This is a genomic window from Rhodococcus sp. SJ-3, from assembly GCF_051918125.1.
Classification (GTDB): domain Bacteria; phylum Actinomycetota; class Actinomycetes; order Mycobacteriales; family Mycobacteriaceae; genus Rhodococcus.
In genome coordinates this window covers 3,243,954-3,261,425 of record NZ_CM123306.1, presented here as the reverse complement: position 1 = coordinate 3,261,425, position 17,472 = coordinate 3,243,954, and the positions used below count along the sequence as shown (strand labels likewise).

17 protein-coding genes are annotated in these 17,472 nt (G+C 65.3%); 6 read left to right on the top strand and 11 right to left on the bottom strand.

Going from position 1 to position 17,472, the window contains the following annotated elements:
• Positions 1-4 precede the first annotated feature (4 nt).
• Positions 5-889, bottom strand: coding sequence for a phosphoribosylaminoimidazolesuccinocarboxamide synthase (locus ACTDXD_RS15130; RefSeq protein WP_169688262.1), 885 nt, complete (start codon positions 887-889; stop codon positions 5-7).
• A gap of 131 nt (positions 890-1,020) precedes the next feature.
• On the opposite strand from ACTDXD_RS15130, the gene ACTDXD_RS15125 reads away from it, so the two are divergent.
• Together ACTDXD_RS15125 and ACTDXD_RS15120 are read left to right on the top strand one after the other, a co-directional pair.
• Positions 1,021-2,457 carry an MDR family MFS transporter gene (locus ACTDXD_RS15125; protein WP_440123148.1) on the top strand — a complete coding sequence of 479 codons (1,437 nt, stop codon included), beginning with the start codon at positions 1,021-1,023 and terminating at the stop codon, positions 2,455-2,457.
• 108 nt (positions 2,458-2,565) lie between these two features.
• On the top strand, positions 2,566-3,219 hold the full coding sequence (locus tag ACTDXD_RS15120) for a hypothetical protein (protein ID WP_440123147.1): 654 nt from the start codon (positions 2,566-2,568) through the stop codon (positions 3,217-3,219).
• 94 nt (positions 3,220-3,313) lie between these two features.
• On the opposite strand, the gene ACTDXD_RS15115 is transcribed toward ACTDXD_RS15120, so the two are convergent.
• Entirely contained in the window at positions 3,314-4,351 is a 1,038-nt protein-coding gene (locus ACTDXD_RS15115; protein WP_440123146.1) for an ABC transporter substrate-binding protein, read from the bottom strand.
• 248 nt (positions 4,352-4,599) lie between these two features.
• Between ACTDXD_RS15115 and ACTDXD_RS15110 the strand changes: the two genes are divergently transcribed.
• Entirely contained in the window at positions 4,600-5,742 is a 1,143-nt protein-coding gene (locus ACTDXD_RS15110; protein ID WP_440123145.1) for an isochorismate synthase, read from the top strand.
• Positions 5,739-6,509 carry an SDR family oxidoreductase gene (locus ACTDXD_RS15105; protein WP_440123144.1) on the top strand — a complete coding sequence of 257 codons (771 nt, stop codon included), beginning with the start codon at positions 5,739-5,741 and terminating at the stop codon, positions 6,507-6,509. The genes ACTDXD_RS15110 and ACTDXD_RS15105 overlap by 4 nt, the downstream gene beginning before the upstream one ends.
• 18 nt (positions 6,510-6,527) lie before the next feature.
• Here the strand turns inward: ACTDXD_RS15105 and ACTDXD_RS15100 are convergent, their stop codons facing one another.
• Positions 6,528-8,354 carry an ABC transporter ATP-binding protein gene (locus ACTDXD_RS15100; protein ID WP_440123143.1) on the bottom strand — a complete coding sequence of 609 codons (1,827 nt, stop codon included), beginning with the start codon at positions 8,352-8,354 and terminating at the stop codon, positions 6,528-6,530.
• Between the two features lie 86 nt (positions 8,355-8,440).
• Between ACTDXD_RS15100 and ACTDXD_RS15095 the strand changes: the two genes are divergently transcribed.
• Both ACTDXD_RS15095 and ACTDXD_RS15090 read left to right on the top strand, forming a co-directional pair.
• On the top strand, positions 8,441-8,914 hold the full coding sequence (locus tag ACTDXD_RS15095; protein ID WP_440123142.1) for a MarR family winged helix-turn-helix transcriptional regulator: 474 nt from the start codon (positions 8,441-8,443) through the stop codon (positions 8,912-8,914).
• Positions 8,915-8,955: 41 nt separating this feature from the next.
• Positions 8,956-9,447, top strand: a complete 492-nt coding sequence (locus ACTDXD_RS15090) for an FBP domain-containing protein (RefSeq protein ID WP_440123141.1) — start codon at positions 8,956-8,958, stop codon at positions 9,445-9,447.
• Here ACTDXD_RS15090 and ACTDXD_RS15085 read toward each other — a convergent pair.
• From ACTDXD_RS15085 to ACTDXD_RS15050, 8 genes are read right to left on the bottom strand one after another with little or no spacing between them, the layout of a single operon-like run.
• Complete coding sequence (locus ACTDXD_RS15085; RefSeq protein ID WP_440123140.1) at positions 9,441-10,316, bottom strand: TIGR03619 family F420-dependent LLM class oxidoreductase; 876 nt, start codon at positions 10,314-10,316, stop codon at positions 9,441-9,443. The two genes, ACTDXD_RS15090 and ACTDXD_RS15085, sit on opposite strands and share 7 nt — an antisense overlap.
• Positions 10,317-10,327: 11 nt before the next feature.
• Complete coding sequence (locus tag ACTDXD_RS15080; RefSeq protein ID WP_440123139.1) at positions 10,328-11,389, bottom strand: DUF1214 domain-containing protein; 1,062 nt, start codon at positions 11,387-11,389, stop codon at positions 10,328-10,330.
• 35 nt (positions 11,390-11,424) lie between these two features.
• Complete coding sequence (locus ACTDXD_RS15075; RefSeq protein ID WP_440123138.1) at positions 11,425-12,570, bottom strand: sulfotransferase family protein; 1,146 nt, start codon at positions 12,568-12,570, stop codon at positions 11,425-11,427.
• Positions 12,571-12,593: 23 nt separating this feature from the next.
• Positions 12,594-13,376, bottom strand: coding sequence for an SDR family oxidoreductase (locus ACTDXD_RS15070; RefSeq protein ID WP_440123137.1), 783 nt, complete (start codon positions 13,374-13,376; stop codon positions 12,594-12,596).
• A gap of 20 nt (positions 13,377-13,396) precedes the next feature.
• Positions 13,397-13,756 carry a nuclear transport factor 2 family protein gene (locus ACTDXD_RS15065; protein ID WP_440123136.1) on the bottom strand — a complete coding sequence of 120 codons (360 nt, stop codon included), beginning with the start codon at positions 13,754-13,756 and terminating at the stop codon, positions 13,397-13,399.
• Positions 13,757-13,795: 39 nt separating this feature from the next.
• Entirely contained in the window at positions 13,796-15,697 is a 1,902-nt protein-coding gene (gene cysN / locus ACTDXD_RS15060) for a sulfate adenylyltransferase subunit CysN (RefSeq protein ID WP_440123135.1), read from the bottom strand.
• Positions 15,697-16,617 (bottom strand): sulfate adenylyltransferase subunit CysD, encoded by a 921-nt coding sequence (cysD, locus tag ACTDXD_RS15055; protein WP_440123134.1) that lies wholly within the window; start codon positions 16,615-16,617, stop codon positions 15,697-15,699. Before cysD ends, cysN begins: the two co-directional genes overlap by 1 nt.
• On the bottom strand, positions 16,614-17,405 hold the full coding sequence (locus ACTDXD_RS15050; RefSeq protein ID WP_440123133.1) for a 3'(2'),5'-bisphosphate nucleotidase CysQ: 792 nt from the start codon (positions 17,403-17,405) through the stop codon (positions 16,614-16,616). The genes cysD and ACTDXD_RS15050 overlap by 4 nt, the downstream gene beginning before the upstream one ends.
• Positions 17,406-17,472 lie beyond the last annotated feature (67 nt).

The following is a 17,472-nucleotide window of genomic DNA, read 5'->3' as shown; positions in this document are numbered from 1 at the left end:
GTGGTCAGCCGATCCAATCGTCGAAGGACAGTCCGGAAATGCGTTCGTAGGCCTCGATGTAGCGCGCACGGGTCTTGTCGACGATGTGCTGCGGCAGTGCGGGGGGCGGCGTGTCCGATGCGCGATCCCATCCGGATTCGTCACTGGTGAGCCAGTTACGGACGATCTGCTTGTCGAAGCTCGGCTGAACTTTGCCCACCTCGTACTCGGCCAGATCCCAGTACCGGGACGAATCGGGGGTGAGCACCTCGTCGGCCAGCACGAGATTGCCTGCTTTGTCGAGACCGAACTCGAACTTGGTGTCGGCGAGCATGATGCCGCGCTCGTAGGCATAGATCGAGGCGCGGTCGTAGATGTCCAGGGTGTCCTGGCGCAGCTGCATCGCCAGGTTCAGTCCGATCTTCTCTGCGACCTGTTCGAAGCTGACGTTCTCGTCGTGATCGCCGAGGTCGGCCTTCGTCGCGGGCGTGAAGATCGGTTCGGGAAGCCTGGATGCCTCGACCAGCCCCTCAGGTAGTTCGACGCCGCATACCGATCCGGTGGCGTTGTAGTCGGCGAGACCGGACCCGGTGAGGTATCCGCGGGCCACGCACTCCACCGGCACCATCTCGAGACGCTTGACGATCAGCGCGCGTCCGAGAACCTCGGCGGGAATCCGCTCGTCGTCGGGCTCGCCTGCGAGGTGATTGTTCGCGTCGAGAAGGTCGAAGAAGAACACGCTCATCGCGGTGAGGACGCGACCCTTGTCGGGGATCGAGGTCTCCAGGATGTGGTCGTAGGCCGAGATCCGGTCGCTGGCTACGAGCAGCAGGTGCTCGTCGTCGACGATGTAGAGGTCGCGGACCTTGCCGCCTGCCAGGTGTGAGTAGGACTCGAGTGAAGGACGCACGATGACACCCTAGTGGTCGACACCGACTCGTACCGCACGCCGTGGCGTATGTCCCATCGACCACAATTGCGAGAAGAGGCCACGAAGATCGCTCCCCCGGACGACGACGCGGCAGAACAAAGGAAGGTGTGATGGCCGTGTCGGACCGTGTGGACGTCGGCTTCCGGTCGGAGCGAGGGCCGATCCTGATCGCTCTGATGCTCGCCACCGCGCTGGTGGCACTCGAAAGCACGATCCTGGCAACCGCGGTACCCACGATCGTCGACGACCTGGGCGGATTCACCCAGTTCCCGTGGCTGTTCTCGAGTTATCTGCTCGCTCAGGCCGTCCTCGTACCCGTGTACGGGAAGCTGTCCGATATCTTCGGGCGCACACCGGTCCTGTTGTTCGGTATCGGTGTGTTCGCTGCAGGTTCGGTGCTGTGCGCGGTGGCGTGGAGCATGCCTGCGCTGATCGCCTTCCGCGCCTTGCAGGGGATCGGGGCGGGCGCGGTGCTACCGATGGCGCAGACCATCGCGGGTGACATCTATACGGTGGCGGAGCGCGCAAAGGCCCAGGGTTACCTGGCCAGCGTGTGGGGAATGTCGTCGATCGTCGGCCCCACGGTCGGTGGAGTGTTCTCCGATTTTCTGTCGTGGCGGTGGATCTTCTGGGTGAACGTGCCGCTGTGTGCGGTCGCGGCGTGGGTGCTCGTGCGCAGTTTCCACGAGTCGAAACCCGATGGACCGCGACGCTCCGTGGACTGGGCAGGCGCCACCACGCTGGCCGTCGGAGCGGCGCTGGTGATCCTCGGGCTACTCGAGGGCGGGCAGTCGTGGGCATGGGCGTCGACGACGAGCATTGCGATCTTCACGGCCGGTGCGGTCCTGCTCGTGTCGTTCGTCGTGATCGAGACGCGGGTGCCCGAGCCGATCCTGCCGGTGTGGGTGCTGACCCGCCGGGTTCTGATCACCACCAGCGCGGTGTCGTGCCTGGTCGGCGCAGTGGTGTTGGGCCTGACGTCGTACGTGCCGTCGTTCGTACAGGGTTCGCTGGGCACCACCGCTCTGGTCGCCGGGTTCACACTTGCCGCGATGACGCTCGGCTGGCCGATAGCAGCCGCGCAGTCGGGACGCCTGTACCTGCGTCTCGGATTCCGCACCACAGGCCTCATCGGTGCGGTCCCGCTCCTTACCGGTACCACCCTCCTGACACAGACGGGTCCGGATTCGGCACCGTGGCAGGTCGCGGGCTGCTGTGTCGTCATCGGCCTGGGCATGGGTCTGATCGCGAGTCCATCACTCATCGCAGCCCAGTCCAGCGTGAAATGGAATGAGCGCGGCGTCGTCACCGGCGCGAACGCCTTCGCCCGTTCGATCGGCAGTGCTGTGGGCGTTGCCGTGTTCGGCGCTCTCGCGAACGCCGCGCTGGCTCGCTCCGGCGCGATCGAGGGCTCCGCACCCGGCGCAGAGCAGCTCGCCGCGTCCGTCTCTCCCGTGTTCACGGCCGTTCTGGTGTGCGCGCTCGCGCTCGCCGTCTGTGTAGCGTCGATTCCGAACCGTCCCGGCAGAGAAACCCAGCGCACCTGAATTCGGTCAGGTTCACCTGATGCGGCGGGGCATGACGAATCAGGATGAGCCGCTCCCTCTTCATCGAAATTCGGGTAGGTACCGGCCGAGACGAAAACCGAACTGGCCATGCGTAAGTGGTCGCGGCACGATGCAGAGTCCGACCACAGGTCCACTCCGGCGATCGGATATCGGCGGCGTGGCCTGCCCGAGACCGGGTACGGCAACACCACCGACCGTGATCGCGCTGACGACGAGTCCGATGTCGAATCGCACCATCACCAGGGACTTGCCCACACTCACCGACCGGGTGCGCGACCGTTCTGGAACCGCGTGTTCCGTTCTGCCTCGCAATCAGGCACCATCTCTGCGGTGAGGACCAGACGCGGCGACAACAGATCCATCGACGACATCACGTACATCCCGCTCGGCTCGTCCGGCCACGCGTCGAGCCAGCTCCGGCATGCGACGGCGATGCAGGAGACGACGGACTACGAATCATTGCGCGCAGCGATGGACGCGGAGTACTACTGGCGCGGGGTGACGGAGACGTTCATGATCGCGGACGACTCGTTCACCTCGGTATCACGGGAGACCCGCGATCGCCTCGACATCTCCGCCGCCGTCATGGCGCGTGCCTCCCACTGGGTCAGCACGATCGAGCTGGCAACCGAAGGAGCGCACCTGTACGGGGCCCTCGTGGCCTACACACAGGGCGTCGGCGACAGCTACTCTGCGATCGAGTCTTGGGCACGCACCACGAAGAACGCTCTGCGCCCCTGAGGCATGACCGGCTCGTTCAGGCACGCAAACGGCCCCCGGGGGCCGGGGGCCGTTCAGGCGTGCGTTGCCGCGGGGCCACACCCGCAACGAAGTACTACTGCTGCGACTGGTTGGCGGGCAGCTTCTCGAGTGCCGCATCGATGGAATCGAGTGCGAGGAGAGCGGTTTGGTAGGTCGCCGCGTTGGCGTGCTCGACGGCGACGAGGTTACCCGCCTTCACTGCGGGCAGTTCCTTCCACAGCGGTGAATCGAACAGTTCCTGCAAGGCCGGAGTGACTGATCCGTCCGCTTCGATGCCGTAGACGATCACGTCCGCGTCACCGAGGTTCTCCGGCAGCTGCTCGAACGAGAGGTACTCGCCGTGAGTGATTGCGGGGTCGGCCGGCGTGCCGGGGAAGTCGAAGCCGAGGTCGTCGAACAGGTTCGTGGTGTAGGACGACTTGTATTCGCGCATGTATTCGCCGGGGTTCGTGCCACATTCACTGCACACACCCGCGAACTTCAGGCTGCCGAGAGTACCGGCGTATTTCTCGGCGAGTTCCGCAGCGCGCGCGTCGTACTCGTCCTTGAACTCACCGTACGAATCGCTCACGTTGGCTGCATCGGCGAACTGTTCGCCGAGTTCACGCCATTCACCCGGAATACTGGGGCCGAGGAACACCACCGGCGCAAGCGTTTCCAGTGTGGCCATGTCGAGCTGCTCTTGGACCATCGCCGGAACACCCATGATGATGAGGTCGGGCTCGGCCATGGTGACGGCCTCGTAGTTCAGGTCGGCGACCGACATGTCGGGAGCGACCTTCGGCAGCTCCTCGTATGCGGCGAGGGTTTCCTCGTCCATGTTCTCGGTCTCACGTGCCCACTCGCACACAGCAGCAAGGTTGGCGTTCGACTGGATCAGAGGGAGCACCGCGTAGCCACAGGCGACGATGCGCTGCGGGTCGGCCGGGATCTCGATGGAACCGTTCTGCGCCTCGAATGTCCGCGTCTCCGAGGATGCCGAGGTGCCGGCACCCCCATCTGCAGTGTCGCTGTCACCGTCGCTCGAGCATCCGACCAGTCCGACAGCCAACAAGGCCGCCGCGCCGAGCACTACGGCGGCGCGCCCCCGGCTCCGTTCCAGAACCCGCATCGTGTGTCTCCCACATGTCACTACGCCGCGGCACGTCGCCCCGGTCACAATTGGTTAGGCTAACCGACATCGACGACGAGGCCAAGCGCCCGGTTCACCCTGTTTCGACCGAAATTTCGGCCACCTCGGATCCAGGCTGCCGCACGACACGACCCGTAGCGCTAGCAAAGGTAAGGCTATCCGTATATCTTCGTCACCGGTCGCGCGCAGCCGCCGCGGCCGACCAGCCGCAACCGAAAGGTGTGAGCATGCAGGCACCGGTCGCCGCCGCTACCGCAACCGACCGGGCAGCACGGACCGCACCACCCCCATTCGTGCTGTCCCGCCCTCACGGCACCGTGCTCGCCCACGGTGTTCACGACCGCTTCGATTCCGCCCTCGACGCCGCATCCGCACTGCGCGCCGGCCGGATCCGCGCGGTGGCCGGCGCCCTGCCCTTCGCCCCCGACCACCCCGCAGCGCTGACCGTCCCCGAGGCCCTCGACCACATCGCCACCTCCTACACGACGGAAACTCCTGCGCTACCGACTATTCGGCTCACCGGTGTCACCCCCGACGAGGATGAACACGTCGACCGCGTGACCACGGCGCTGGGACTGCTCCGCGCCGACGACCACGCGCTGGAGAAAGTCGTTCTCGCCCGCGCTCTCACGCTCGAGTCCGAGAGCCGCCTCGCTCCCGAAATGCTTCTTGCCGCTCTGATTTCCCGCGACACCGTCGGCAACGGATTCGCCGTCGATCTCAGCGCGGCCGGTACGCAGTGGTCCCGGTGTCACCTGGTAGGTGCAAGCCCCGAGGTACTCGTCCGGCGCCGGGGCGACCTCGTCACGGCCCACCCGCTCGCCGGCTCTGCGCCCCGCAGTTCGGACCCCGACGTCGACCGCGCCACCGGCGAGACGCTTCGGGCCTCCGCGAAGAATCTGCGCGAGCACGCCCACGTCATCGATTCACTGCGGGCCTCACTCGAGCCGCTGTGCTCGGAGCTCGACATTCCGGATAGCCCGTCCCTCACGAACACTCGGCAGTTGTGGCATCTCGGCACGCCCGTATCCGGTCGGCTGCGCGACCGTTCCCTCACCGCGCTCGACCTTGCGCTCGCCGTCCATCCGACGCCCGCGATCTGCGGCACCCCGACCGGCCTGGCACGCGAGGTGATCCAGGAACTCGAAGGCGACCGGGGATTCTACGCCGGCGCACTCGGCTGGTGCGACGAGAACGGCGACGGCGAGTGGATGGTCACCATCCGGTGCGCCGTCCTCCACCCCGACCGCACGACACTGACCGCTCACGCAGGCGGAGGCATCGTCGCCGACTCCGATCCGTCCGACGAATTAGCCGAGACCACAGTGAAATTCGGAACAGTGCTCGATGCCTTCGGAGTTCGCCGATGACCCGGCCGGTCACTCTCGTCGTCGGCGCGGCCCAGGGCATCGGGCGGGCGACCGCCCTGACGCTCGCGGCCTCGGGGCATCGCCTCGTCCTCGCCGATCGCGATCTCGACGGAGTGCGCGAGACAGCAGCGATGCTGGACGATCCTGCGCCCTCGTATCAACTCGATATCCGCGACCGCGACGCCGTGGACACTGTGATCGCCCACATCGAGGGCACCCACGGCCCGATCGAGGGCCTCGCCCACGTCGCAGGCGTGTTCTCCGTCGCCTCGGTCCTCGACTGCGACCCGGACGAATGGCAACGCATCCACGACATCAACGTCACCGGGCTCCTCTCCGTGCTGCGAGCCGTCGGGCGGGCGATGCGCGACCGCAAGTCCGGATCGATCGTCGTGGTCGGTTCGAATTCCGCGGGCGTGCCCCGCATGGGCATGGGGGCGTACGGGTCCTCGAAGGCAGCCGCGACGATGCTCGTGCGAATTCTCGGCCTCGAGCTCGCGCAGTACGGGATTCGCGCCAACGTCGTCGCGCCCGGTTCCACCGACACGGCGATGCAACGCACGCTGTGGGCCGACCCCGACGACGACACCGGAGCGCAGGGCGCCATCGCGGGTGATCTCGCGCAGTTCAAGGTCGGTATCCCACTGGGACGCATCGCAGAACCCGTGGATATCGCCGAGTCGATAGAGTTCCTGCTCTCACCGCGTGCCCGGCACATCACCATGCAGACCCTGTACGTCGACGGTGGTGCCACCCTCAGAGCGTGATCCGTTCCGACGTGCGGCTCACACTGCGACGGGTTGCTCGACGCGAGCCTCCAGCGCAGCATACCGACCGCCGAGCGCGACAAGCGCGTCGTGAGATCCCTGTTCGGCGATCCTGCCGTGGTCCAGGACGACGATCTCGTCCGCGTCGCGAACCGTCGAGAGCCGGTGCGCGATGGTGATGGTGGTGCGTCCGTGTCGCGCGGTGTCGATCGCCTGCTGCACCAGACGCTCGGTTTCGTTGTCGAGCGCGCTGGTCGCTTCGTCGAGCACGAGAATCCGCGGATCGCGGAGCAACGTGCGGGCAATGGCGAGGCGCTGCTTCTCGCCTCCCGAGAAACGGTGGCCGCGGGCCCCGACGACGGTGTCGTACCCGTCGGGCAGCGACACGATCAGATCGTGGATGCGCGCGGCGCGGGCAGCGTCCTCGATCTCCGCGTCGCTGGCGTCTTCCTTCGCGTAGCGCAGATTCTCACGCACGGTGGCGTGCAGCAGGTAGGTCTCCTGCGAGACCATCCCGACGAGATCTGCGACGTCGGCCAGCGCCATGTCGCGCAGGTCCACACCGTCGATGGTCACCCGCCCGGATTCCGGGTCGTAGAGCCGCGCGACGAGCGATCCGAGCGTGGTCTTACCCGAGCCGGTCTCGCCGACCAGCGCAACCTGCGAGCCCGCAGGTACGTCGAGGGAGATGCCGTCGAGGGCGAGGCGGTGCGCGCCGTCGTACCGGAAGTCGACGTTCTCGAACCGGACCGATCCCGTGGGCCGATCGAGACGGACCGGTTTCTCCGGGTCGTCGATCTCGACAGCCAGGTCCAGGTATTCGAAGATGCGGCTGAACAGAGCAAGCGAGCTGACGATGGAAATTCCGACGTCGAGCAGGCTCATCAGTGGCCGGAACAGAGCTGCCTGCAGGCCGGTGAACGCAACGAGGGTACCGATGGTCATGCCACCGGACGTCGCGGGCAATCCGGCCACGAGGTACAGCATCGCGGGGAGCGCCGAGAACACGATGTTCATGGTGGCCATGCGCCAACGACCGGAGAGCTGCGCGTGCAGTTCGAGGTCGGCGAGTTCATCGGAGGCCCGGGCGAACTTCTCGGACAGCGCAGGACCGGTGCCGAGCGTCTTGACCAGGAGCACACCGCTGACGGACAGGCCCTCTTCGATCTGGGTCTGCATGTCGGCCATGCGTCGCTGCTGACGAGTGGTGATCGCGCGTCGCATCATCGCGACGCGGCGGGTGAGCCAGATGGCCGGCGGCAGCACGATCAGCGACAGCAACGCCAGCCGCCAGCTGAGGATCGTCATGGCGACGGCGGTGCCGACCACGGTGGTGATGTTGGACGCGATGGATGTCGCGGTGGAGGTCACCACCGACTGCATTCCGCCGATGTCGTTGGTCAGCCGCGACTGGATCTCGCCGCCGCGGGTGCGGGTGAAGAAGCTCAGTGACTGCCGCTGCAGGTGGGAGAACACGTGGGTGCGCAGATCGTGCATGATCCGCTGTCCGACGGTCGTGGAGATCCAGGTCTGGGCGACGCCGAGCAGCGAGCCGACCACGGTGACGGCGAGCATGCCGCCCACCGCCCACAGCAGCAAGCTCACGTTCTGGTGCGGGATCGCGTCGTCGATGACGGCGCGGACAAGGAAGGGATTCGCGAGCGCGATGACCGACGACGCGACGATGAGCGCGACGACGACGGTGATCTGCCAGCTGTAGGGGGCGAACAGGGCGCCGATGCGCCGGAGACTGACGGGTGATTCCTTCAGCTGTTCGATATCTTTCGGGTCGACCTTGGCTCCACGGCCTCTGCCGCCGCCCTGGCCCGGTGGGGGCTGCATCATGCACACCACCCCGATTCATGATTCGTTCGTACTTAGTGAGGTTGCCTCATTAAGAGGCAGCCGTCAACTGAGGTATGGTGAACGTCATGTCGGACTCCCCCGCGACGCTCCGCGACCTCCTCATGGCGACCACTCGTACGCTGCGGAAACGCTGGCACGAGAGGATTCACCCCTGGGGTCTGACGCCGCACGAACACCGGGCGCTGCGGGTGATCGGGAGCGCCGACGAGCCGGTTCGGCTGGGAGTCGTCGCAAAGTCGCTGCGCATCGTGCCGCGGTCCGCCACCGAGGTCGTCGACCGTCTCGAATCGCGCGGGCTGACCGAGAGACTTCCCGATCCCGCCGACCGCCGGGCAGTGTGTGTACAGCTCACTTCTGACGGGCAACGCCTGCTCACCGAGCTGGACACAGCGCGCGACGCCGACGCCGCCGAGGTGTTCACCCGCCTCGATACTGCCGAACGCGCCGAGCTTGCACGGCTGCTCCGCAAGCTCACCGACGAGCACTTCGGCGAGGCGCACGTCGGAAAATCCGTTGCTCAGGCGAACGAGTGTCCGTAACCTCGGCGGGCGTCCCACTCTTCGCCGAAGGAGCCAGAAGCATGCTGCCCGTCACCGAACGAGACATCCGATCGTCGTTCATCAACTGCTCGAAGGGTGACGCCAAGCGCCTGTCCGTCCCCGCGGATCTCGACAACCTGCCCTGGGACGACCTCGATTTCCTCGGCTGGACCGATCCGTCGTATCCCGGCCGGTGCTACGTGGTGACCGAGCAGGGCGACCGCCTCGTCGGTGTCGCCCTGCGGCACGAATCCGGCGGCAGGCGGCCCGCACAGATGTGCTCGATCTGCCAGACCACCCACCCCAACGGCGGGGTGCATCTCATGGCCGCACGCAAGACAGGCGACGCGGGGCGCCGAGGCAATACGATCGGCACCTACATGTGCGCCGACCTCGACTGCTCGCTCTACGCTCGCCGCAAGAAGACGCCGAGCGGGGGCCGCCTCTACCGCGACGACTCCCCGCTCGACGACCGGATCGAGCGCGTCCGGTCGAATCTCGACGCCTTCATCGCCCGCGTCGGCCCCTACTGAACGCCGATCACATCGTCCGCGAACCGGCGGATCGCGTCGAGTCGGGCCTGCGAGTCGGACGGATCGGCGCCGTACATACGCCAGGGCGCCACGCGCACCCGGGTGACCCCGATGTCGGTCAATCGCCGGTACCCATCTATGTCGGAGACATCGGTGGGGGACACATCGATCTCGAACGGAACATCGGCGCGGCCGAATTCGGTACGCAGCTCGGTCAGCCGCTCGATCGCCGATGTCAGCTGTGCGACATCGGTATTGACCGAGATCCAGCCGTCGCCCAGTCGCGCCGCACGGCGCAGTGCTGCCTCACTGTGCCCGCCGCCGTAGATCGGAACAGGCCGACCGGGTGAGGGGCTGATCATGAGGCGGTCGAATTCGTAGTGCTCACCATGGAATTCGACCCACTGCGGCCCCTCCCCCGCACACACCGCCTTGATGATCGCGACGGCCTCGTCGGTGCGGACACCGCGAGTACGCATCTCGGTGCCGGTGAACACGAATTCTTCGGGTAGCCAGGACAACCCGACACCGACGGCGACACGGTTCTCCGACATCACCGCCATCGTCGCGATCTGCTTCGCGGTCAGCAGCGGATCGCGCAACGGCAACTTGAGCACGTTCGTGTAGAACCGCACGCGCTGCGTGACGGCAGCCATTGCGGTCATCGCGATGAACGGATCCGGCATCGGCGTCTCCGGAGCCCACATCCGCTTGCCGTCGGGTGAATACGGGTAGTCGGCAGACACCGTCTCGGGGTAGAACACTGAGTCGGGCAACGCAATCGCGTCGTAGCCGCATTCGTCGGCAACACGTGCCAATGCGGGCAGGTGCGCGGTGTCGATCATCGCCACCGGCAGTGCCCACTTCATCGCGGACACTGTCACAGTTTCACGACGCGCGACGTCGGGATCGGATGAGAATCCGCCTTGATCCAGCGCATCGCCCATGTGCCCTCGGCGTGCGAGTCGGTATCGATCCAGTTTCCGTAGCCGGGATCCTTCGCGGCGACGACGATGGTCAGCGTGCCGTCGTCATTCAGTTTCGCGGTGTGGTTGTTGATGTACACGTTCGTCCGGTCGTAGTCGAGCGACTCGACCCAGAAGTTCTGCAGCACAAAGTTGTAGTACTCGCAGTTCGGCACTTCGGTCTCGATGACCCAAGCTTCGTCCTCGGCAAGCTTCCAATACCCGTGCAGGTAGAAGATCGTCGGATCGCCACCGGCGTTCTGGAACTGTTCCTGACCCCGATCGAAGATCTCGTTGGGCTCCGGCTGGAACCTTCGGGACCACTCGAGGAAGGTTTCCGCCATACCCTTCACGATCCCGACCGCCCCGGTCAGTCGCTCACCCATCTTCTCCGGGCTCAACGGCTCGAAATCCCCGTCCGGATCGAGGCACTCGATCGACAGCTCACAGACGACCTCGTTGCGCCGGTCCTGGTGAGTCGCGCGAACCGAGATGAGGTTGCTGTCCGGCGCCAACGGCAGCCAGGCGCCCTCGGCGGGCTTGTCCACACTGGCGATGAACTCGAAACGGCCGTTCTCGTCGACCTCGAGATCATGAACGTGCAGGTCGCCGGTCTGCAGCATGGTGCCGTCGATATGGTAGCGATTGATGCGCGACCCGAAGGTGATGAGCGGGACAGTGCCCCGGCTGCCGATGATCCGGTAGCTGTACTTTCCGGAGATGTTGGCGCGCATGTAGACGTTGTCCGGGTTGTCGGCACCGATCTTCGTCATCATGTTGGGGTTGGGCGCCGACGTGAACTTCGGCCACCGCGGATCGGTGTACTCGACGCAGTTGATCGTGCCGTACCGCAGCAATCGGCTCAGGTAGCGCACGCCCTCGGCCTGCGTCAACGGATCCTGAGGAACGATGTCGTCCTCGAGGACCTTTCCGACCTCGAGCAGATCTGCGCAGAACTTTTCCCAAGTGGCGTTCATATGAGTACCCCTGTTCTGGTTGCTGTTTCGAGCGTTCACGCGGTGGCGGCGAACTTCTCGTCGATGTCGGAGACGGTGACACCGAAGTCCTCGAGCGAATACCGATGAGACGGACGGCGATGGTCGGCGAGGCTCCCCCGATGCGACGCATCCACCGCGCGGCGCGCGTCCTCGGTGAACGGCATCGAGAACCGGGTGTAGATCGACTCGACCGTGCCGATCGGATCGGCCACGAAGTCGCGGTAGTCGACGTCGATGAATTGGTCCGGGTTGTACCGAGCCCGCGCACGAGTGAAGTTCTCGTTGCCGCGCGCCCACAGGTCGAGCTGGGTCCGTCCGATGGCCGGGCGATCGAACGCATTCGACATGTCGTGCTTACCCTGCTCGGCCAAACTGAACGTCGACGCCATCGACGTGCGCGGATCGCGGAACGTGCGGACGAACAGAGCATCGGGGAAGACCTTCATGATCTCGTCGATCGCGAAGACGTGGCTGGGACTCTTGAGCACCCAACGCCGATTCTGATCGTTCATGCCGATCAACTGCAGGTTCTTCTTGTACCGCTGGTACGTCGCGGTCCAGTCCTGCTCCCCCAGCCACTTCGAGTAGGTCGGCACGTAGGACACGCACTCGAAAGAGATCGAGAGCATCGTCTGCTGCATCAGGCGCCAGCACTCCTCGGCCTCCTCTGCGCCCATGAAGTGCACCTTCATCAGGTCGGGCTCGTTCGCCTGACGCGCACGGTAGAAGGCTTCCGCACGCAGAAAATCCTCGTTCTCGGGCCACTTCTCACGAGCAGGGCGGGGCTGCGGCGTCTCCGCCAGCCACATCTCCAAGCCCTGGTGCGCAGGGTCCGCACCCAGCAGCCGCTGCAGTGCAGTGCTGCCGGTTCGGGTTATTCCGCTGACGAATATCGGGCGCTCGATCGATACGTGGTCGTGCTCTGGATGGCGCGCGAACGCAGCCTCGCTGATCAGCCGGCCCGTGAGCGCGGACAGGATCATCTTGCGTGCGATCACCTTGCCGTGGGGAGTGAGGTCGGCCTCTCGTTCGAACGACCCGAGCAGGACCTGCAGCCCTTCGAGGTAGTCGTCGCTGCCGAAGTCGTCGTATCCGGTCGCTTCGCGCGCCGCCTGATGCAAGTCCTCGACGGAACCGATGCCGTCGTAATCCTGTGTCATTCCTATGTCCTTGTGAGAGTGGATCAGTGGTGGGTGTGTCCGCAGTTGACGTCCAGGCACTGCCCGGTGATCGCCCGGGCCAGATCGGAGGCGAGGAACACCACGGCGTCCGCGATGTCGTCGGGCTCGGGCAGCCGACGCAGGTCGGTGTCTGCCGCGATCTCGTCATAGACGTCGGACAGGTCGACCCCTCGCTGCTCGGCCTGCTTCTCGACCATCCTCTTGACCCGGTCGGCCCAGATGTAACCGGGAGCAACGGAGTTCACCCTCACCCCCATCGGCCCCAGCTCCACCGACAGACTGCGGGCAAGGGCGAGCAGGCCGGACTTCATCACCCGATAGGCCCCGAAGTTCGGCAGCTGGTTGCGCAGCACCATCGAGTTGATCATCACTACCGAGCCCTCGGACTTCTCGAGGGCCGGCGCCAGCTTCCGGGTCAGGTTGAGTGCCGCGAGCAGGTTGATGTCCATGCCCCGCCGGATCGACTCGAACTCGGTGTCGAGCAGCCGCTCGTGGGGCGGTTGCACGAACGCGTTGTGCACCACCGCGTCGACGACACCGAATTCCGCGAGTGCCGACTCTGCGAGATGGGTCACCGACGCGTCGTCGGTGAGGTCTGTCGGCACAGACAGCGCGGTACCGCCGAGTTCCCGAATTTCGTCGGTGACCTCCGCCAGCCGGGACTCTGTGCGCGCAGCCAGGACGACCCGGGCACCGGCCATGGCGCTGCGCACAGCCACCGAGCGCCCCAGCCCAGCACCGACACCGGAGACGACCACGACCTTACCGTCGAGCAGCGGCGGCATCGCCCTCCGCAACCCCACCGTCACACTCGGGCCTGCGGGTCGATCACGACGCTGAGCGAAATTATCCGGCAGTCGTCGTCGAATTCGAAGAGGTCGCTGGCGAGGAACGCCGGCATCCCCTCGCGCTCCACCCGTACCTGCATCGCGGCATACCGGCCGGTGACGATAATCGGCGAGTGGCGGCTCACGGTGAAGTCCACCTTCGCATTCTCGGTGTCGAACCCGCGGATCTCGTCGCGGCCGCGGTAGGTCCGCACGCCGAGTGGCTCGTGTTGCACCGCGTCATCCGCGAAGAGCGCCACCAGTTGGTCCACGTCGTGGTTTCCCAGGTGCTTCACATACGACTCGAGTGCCGAGCAGATTTCGTCTCTCGTGGGCAAGAAGATTCCTTCCGTGACGGGTGATATTCGGGAACTGATTCAGGCAATCGTGCCGCGGCTGCGCAGAAGCTCGATGATCTGCTCGCTCGCGTCCGCGGGCGAGGTCGCGGTCGTGTCGACCCTGAGGTCGGGATGTTCCGGCGGCTCGTACGGGGAATCGACCCCGGTGAAGTTGATCAGATCACCGCGTCGCGCCTTCTTGTAGAGGCCCTTGGGATCCCGCTGCTCGGCAACGTCGATCGGGGTGTCGACGAACACCTCGCAGAACTGGTCCGCGCCGATCACATCGCGTGCCGCGTCGCGGTCGGCACGGAACGGAGAGATGAACGACGCAAGGACGATCAGGCCGGCATCCGCCATCAGCCTGGCCACCTCCGTGACACGTCTGATGTTCTCCACCCGGTCTGCCTCGGTGAACCCAAGGTCGCGGCCGAGTCCGTGCCGGATGTTGTCGCCGTCGAGGAGATAGGTATGACAGCCCAACGCATACAACTTGCGCTCGAGTTCGTTGGCGATGGTCGACTTGCCCGATCCGGACAGGCCGGTGAACCACAGCACCTGTGATCCGTGGCCGTTGAGCGCCCTGCGGGCATCACCGTCGACGTCCACGGCCTGCCAGTGGATATTGTCGGACCGTCGCAGCGAGTGCGCGATCATGCCGGCACCGACCGTGGTGTTGGTGAGCCGGTCGATCAGGATGAACCCGCCGGTGTCACGGTTCGCAGCGTAGGCGTCGAACGGCACCGGCCGGTCGAAGCTGATGTTGCACACACCGATCTCATTGAGCGCAAGCGTGTTCGTCGCGGTCTTCTCGAGAGTGTTGACGTTGACCTTGTACTTGGGTTTGGTGATGCGGGCCTGCACGGTCATTGTCCCGATCTGACACACATAGGGACGCTCGGGCAGCATTTCGTGTTCGCCCATCCACACCACATGCGCCTCGAACTGGTCGGCCACACCGGGCAGCACCTCCGCGCCGGCAAGCACATCTCCACGGCTGACATCGATCTCGTCGGAGAGGGTGATGGTGACCGACTGCCCGGCGACGGCCGCGTCGAGGTCGCCGTCCATGGTGACGATTCGCGCGACGGTGGACTCCTTGCCGCTGGGGAGAACTCGCAGCCGGTCGCCCGGACGCACCGTTCCGCCGACGATCTGGCCGGAGAAGCCGCGGAAGTCGAGGTTGGGGCGGTTGACCCACTGCACCGGCATGCGGAACGGTCCGGTGCGCAGGTCGTCGTCGATCTCGACGTCCTCGAGGTGATCGATCAGCGTCGGCCCCTGATACCACGGCGTGTTGGAGCTGCGTTCGGTGAGATTGTCCCCGACATACGCCGACATGGGGATCGCGACGACGCCACCGAGTCCGATCTCGTTCGCGAAACTCGTGTATTCGCCCACGATGTCGTCGAAGACGTCCTGCGAATAATCGACCAGGTCAAGTTTGTTGACAGCGATCACCACGTGGCGGATACCGAGGAGCGAGACGAGGTACGAGTGCCGACGGGTCTGGGTCAGTACACCCTTGCGGGCGTCGATGAGAATTACCGCGAGGTCGGCGGTGGAAGCCCCGGTCACCATGTTGCGGGTGTACTGCTCGTGGCCCGGGGTGTCCGCAACAACGAACTTGCGCTGCTCGGTCGAGAAGTAGCGGTATGCGACGTCGATCGTGATGCCCTGTTCGCGTTCGGCGGCCAAGCCGTCGACGAGTAAGGCGAAATCGAGGCCCTCGCCCTGGGTGCCGACCTTGCGTGAGTCCGCTTCGAGCGCGGAAAGCTGATCCTCGAAGACCAGTTTCGACTCGTAGAGCAGGCGGCCGATCAGGGTGGACTTGCCGTCGTCGACGCTACCGCACGTGATGAAGCGAAGCATGGACTTGCTCGCGTGCCGCGCGAGGTACTGCTCGATGTCGTCGGCAATCAGCTCCGAAGGCTGAGTCATCAGAAGTACCCTTCCTGCTTCTTCTTCTCCATCGAGGCACTGGAGTCGTGGTCGATCACGCGACCCTGGCGCTCAGAGGTGGTGGTCAGCAACATTTCCTGGATGATGTCGGTCAACGTCTCGGCCGTGGATTCGACAGCGCCGGTGAGCGGGTAGCAACCGAGGGTGCGGAAGCGCACGCTCTTGAGCTCGGGAACCTCGCCGGGCAGCAGCGGCATCCGGTCGTCGTCGACCATGATCAGTGTGCCGTCGCGCTCGACGACGGGTCGCTTCGCCGCGAAATAGAGCGGAACGATCGGGATGTTCTCCTGCCTGATGTATTCCCACACATCGAGTTCGGTCCAGTTCGACAGGGGGAAGACCCGCAGGGATTCACCGGGCGATTTGCGGACGTTGTACATTCGCCACAGCTCGGGCCGCTGCTGTTTCGGATCCCAGCGGTGCTCGGCGGAGCGGATCGAGAAGACGCGCTCCTTGGCGCGGGACTTCTCCTCGTCGCGGCGGGCTCCACCGAACGCGGCGTCGAACTTGTATAGGTCGAGCGCCTGCTTGAGGCCTTCGGTCTTCCACATGTCGGTGTGGGTCGCCGAACCGTGCGTGAACGGGTTGATGCCCCTCTCGACACATTCCGGGTTCTGGTAGACGACCAGGTCGAGATCTCCTGCGGCAGCGGTCTCGTCACGCAGCTTGTACATCTCGCGAAACTTCCATGTGGTGTCGACGTGGAGCAGCGGGAAGGGCAGACGTGACGGGTAGAACGCTTTGCGGGCCAGGTGCAGCATCACGGCGCTGTCCTTGCCGACCGAGTACAGCATCACTGGGTTCTCGCTCTCGGCGACTGCTTCCCGCATGATGTGGATGCTCTCGGCCTCGAGACGCTCCAGGTGTGTCAGGTTCTTACCGAGGGTGGGACTGCTCATCGCCGCAGCACCTCCAATGCTGCGTCGGCCAACTCGGGGCGGCAGATCAACATGTCGGGCATCCAGGGGTCCTTCTGGTTGTAGCGGGGTTCGGAGCCGTCGATCCGTGAAACGTGCAGACCCGCGGCACGAGCAACCGCTACGGGTGCCGCCGAATCCCACTCGAACTGGCCTCCGGTGTGGGCATAGATGTCGACCTCGCCGCGCACGACGGCCATGGCTTTCGCGCCGGCCGATCCCATCTCCACGAGTTCCCCACCCAGCGCACGCGCGAGGGCGAGGACGGGCTCCGGTTTGCGGGTGCGGGACACGGCCACGCGGGGAGTTCGCGGTAACGGCGAGAGGGTCGCTGGAGTATCGCCCGTCGAGTAGGTCACCCCGAGAGCGGGCATCGCGACCGCTCCGACCGTCAGCAGTCCGTTCTCGACAAGGGCGACATGCACGGCCCAGTCGGTGCGGCCGTGCTCGCCGAACTCGCGGGTGCCGTCGAGCGGGTCGACGATCCAGACGCGATCCGCTCCGAGCCGCGCACGATCGTCGGCGCCCTCTTCCGAGAGCACCGAGTCGTCGGGAAACCTCTCCGCCAGTGCGAGGGTGAGGTAGTTGTGACTCCGCAGGTCCCCCAACCGTCGGAGCTGATCCGGATCCGCGTCCGCAACCTCGAGATCGCGCCGGAGGTCGAGGAGCAACTCCCCTGCCGCAGTGGCTAATTCAGAAGCAGCGGGCGCGTCGCCGGCATTCCGGGAGGGATGAATCGATTGTGTCGCCGAGCCGGCGCCGTGGTCCATGAATGAGACTCTAGCCACAGAACGAACATTGTTCAATCCCATTTCGAACAATGTTCGATCTCATTCG

Coding starts and splice junctions, on each gene's coding strand:
- ACTDXD_RS15125 (WP_440123148.1), top strand. CDS start 1,021: ATGGCCGTGTCGGACCGTGTGGACGTCGGCTTCCGGTCGGAGCGAGGG.
- ACTDXD_RS15120 (WP_440123147.1), top strand. CDS start 2,566: ATGCGTAAGTGGTCGCGGCACGATGCAGAGTCCGACCACAGGTCCACT.
- ACTDXD_RS15115 (WP_440123146.1), bottom strand. CDS start 4,351: ATGCGGGTTCTGGAACGGAGCCGGGGGCGCGCCGCCGTAGTGCTCGGC.
- ACTDXD_RS15110 (WP_440123145.1), top strand. CDS start 4,600: ATGCAGGCACCGGTCGCCGCCGCTACCGCAACCGACCGGGCAGCACGG.
- ACTDXD_RS15105 (WP_440123144.1), top strand. CDS start 5,739: ATGACCCGGCCGGTCACTCTCGTCGTCGGCGCGGCCCAGGGCATCGGG.
- ACTDXD_RS15100 (WP_440123143.1), bottom strand. CDS start 8,354: ATGATGCAGCCCCCACCGGGCCAGGGCGGCGGCAGAGGCCGTGGAGCC.
- ACTDXD_RS15095 (WP_440123142.1), top strand. CDS start 8,441: ATGTCGGACTCCCCCGCGACGCTCCGCGACCTCCTCATGGCGACCACT.
- ACTDXD_RS15090 (WP_440123141.1), top strand. CDS start 8,956: ATGCTGCCCGTCACCGAACGAGACATCCGATCGTCGTTCATCAACTGC.
- ACTDXD_RS15085 (WP_440123140.1), bottom strand. CDS start 10,316: ATGAAGTGGGCACTGCCGGTGGCGATGATCGACACCGCGCACCTGCCC.
- ACTDXD_RS15080 (WP_440123139.1), bottom strand. CDS start 11,389: ATGAACGCCACTTGGGAAAAGTTCTGCGCAGATCTGCTCGAGGTCGGA.
- ACTDXD_RS15075 (WP_440123138.1), bottom strand. CDS start 12,570: ATGACACAGGATTACGACGGCATCGGTTCCGTCGAGGACTTGCATCAG.
- ACTDXD_RS15070 (WP_440123137.1), bottom strand. CDS start 13,376: ATGCCGCCGCTGCTCGACGGTAAGGTCGTGGTCGTCTCCGGTGTCGGT.
- cysN (WP_440123135.1), bottom strand. CDS start 15,697: ATGACTCAGCCTTCGGAGCTGATTGCCGACGACATCGAGCAGTACCTC.
- cysD (WP_440123134.1), bottom strand. CDS start 16,617: ATGAGCAGTCCCACCCTCGGTAAGAACCTGACACACCTGGAGCGTCTC.
- ACTDXD_RS15050 (WP_440123133.1), bottom strand. CDS start 17,405: ATGGACCACGGCGCCGGCTCGGCGACACAATCGATTCATCCCTCCCGG.